At 67.2% G+C, this 1,864-nt stretch carries 3 protein-coding genes; all 3 read right to left on the bottom strand.

Annotated features, from left to right (window positions below; translation table 11 throughout):
- Positions 1-329 (bottom strand): UPF0262 family protein (locus JHC81_RS13305; RefSeq protein WP_292175470.1); only part of this gene is annotated, 329 nt, incomplete at its 3' end.
- Positions 326-853: a DUF2948 family protein gene (locus JHC81_RS13310; RefSeq protein WP_292175474.1), complete on the bottom strand. Its 528-nt coding sequence runs from the start codon at positions 851-853 to the stop codon at positions 326-328. The genes JHC81_RS13305 and JHC81_RS13310, both read right to left, overlap by 4 nt.
- On the bottom strand, positions 843-1,864 hold a 1,022-nt coding region (gene murA, locus JHC81_RS13315), incomplete at its 5' end, for a UDP-N-acetylglucosamine 1-carboxyvinyltransferase (RefSeq protein ID WP_292175471.1). The genes JHC81_RS13310 and murA, both read right to left, overlap by 11 nt.

Raw genomic sequence — 1,864 nt, forward strand, 5'->3', positions numbered from 1 at the left:
ACCGCCTCGATCTGGGCGGGCGAGGTGCCGCGCAGCGCCTCGTAATAGCTGTCGCAGATCAGGATATAGTCACGGATCACACCCTTAAGCGGCGTCAGCGACAGACCGTGCGCGCGCGCGAAGTCCGGTCCCTCGATGTCGAAGACCAGCTTGGTGTCCAGCAGCGACAGCCTGAGCTTATAGGGCCCACTGTCGGCCCCGGCGGGTTCGAAACTGTTCTTCTCGACCAGATCGAAGATGGCCACCCGCCGCTCGTGCTCGATCTCGGCCGTTGCGGCCGGCAGGGAGACCGGGTCCAGATCGACAGAGCTCAGGCGGTGATCGCTCATTCCACAACCATCTCCGGCACGTCCGGCTCATCGGCCGCATGGGTCGGGGCCAGTCTGGCAGGCCAGCGCTCCGACAGGTCGGTCAGGACCGCATCCAGGCATTCGACATCGACCCGCAGATCACCACCGCCCGCGAACATCAGGATGACGCGTCCGCCGGGCGCGGCCTCCGGATCCTCATCGGGGATGAAGTCCATGGCCAGCAGTTCCAGCGCCGCGTCCGGCGATCGGTGCAGGCGACGGCTCTTGACCGCGATCACATCGCCGAACTGCATGGCGGCCATCACCCGCGTGCCGCCGCATTCCCAGCAGAATCGGCTGAGCGCCAGGGTCAGCGTCCGCGCGCCTGTCTCCCAGACGATGTCCACGGGCCGCATGATCGCGTCCTGCAAGGCGGCGGAGATGATCTGCAGGTCGTCAGCATCCTCGGCCAGCAGGCGCAGAGGCTCGACCGGAGCCTTGGCCACCGGTTCCGCCTCTACGGTCGCGTTCTCACCCTCGAGAAACTGCGCCTCAATGGTCATGCTCATCGCCCTTGACCCTACGGATGTCGGCCCCGCACGCGGTCAGCTTGTCTTCCAGTTTCTCGAACCCGCGATCCAGGTGATAGACCCGGCCCACCGTCGTCTCACCTTCGGCGACAAGCCCGGCGATCACAAGACTGACCGAAGCTCTCAGGTCCGTCGCCATGACCGGGGCCCCGCGCAACGTCGGCACCCCCGTTACCACCGCACTCCCCGCATGCACCGAAATGTCCGCCCCCAGCCGCGCCAACTCGGGCGCATGCATGAAGCGGTTCTCGAAGATGTTTTCCTGGATCGTGCTCTGCCCGTCCGCCGTGGTCATCAGGGCCATGAACTGCGCCTGCAGGTCGGTGGCGAACCCCGGATAGACTTCGGTCGTCAGATCGACGGCCTTCAGCCGCTGAGACGGGTCACGCTTGACGATCACCCCGTCCTCGGTCGGCGTGATCTCGACACCCGCCTCAACCATCTTGGCACTCAGCGCCTGCATCAGATCGGCGCGCGCCCTGGTCAGGCGTACTTCGCCGCCGGCCATGGCCGCCGCCACGGCATAGGAGCCCATCTCGATCCTGTCCGGGATCACCGACCAGGTCGCGCCGCCCAGCGAGCTCACGCCGGTGATCGTCAGGACGTCGCTGTCGATTCCCTCGACCTTGGCCCCCATCGCCGTCAGGCAGCGGGCCAGGTCGCCGATCTCGGGCTCGCGTGCGGCGTTTCTCAGCACCGTCGTGCCATTGGCCATGACCGCGGCCAGCAGCGCATGCTCCGTCGCCCCGACCGAGACGATCGGAAACGCGATTTCCGCGCCCTGCAGCCCCTTGGGCGCACGCGCGGTGACATAACCCTCTTCCAGCTCGATCTCGGCCCCCAGCGCCGTCAGCGCCTGAAGGTGCAGATCGACCGGCCGCGCCCCGATGGTGCAACCGCCCGGCAGCGACACCTTGGCCTCGCCCGTCCGCGCCAGCAGCGGCCCCAGCACATTGAAGCTGGCCCGCATCTGCCGCACCAGAT

This window comes from Brevundimonas sp., from assembly GCF_016463295.1.
Taxonomy (GTDB): domain Bacteria; phylum Pseudomonadota; class Alphaproteobacteria; order Caulobacterales; family Caulobacteraceae; genus Brevundimonas.

What these genes read in the sequence shown, in the direction of transcription:
- JHC81_RS13310 (WP_292175474.1), bottom strand. Translation starts at nt 853, where the DNA reads ATGACCATTGAGGCGCAGTTTCTCGAGGGTGAGAACGCGACCGTAGAG.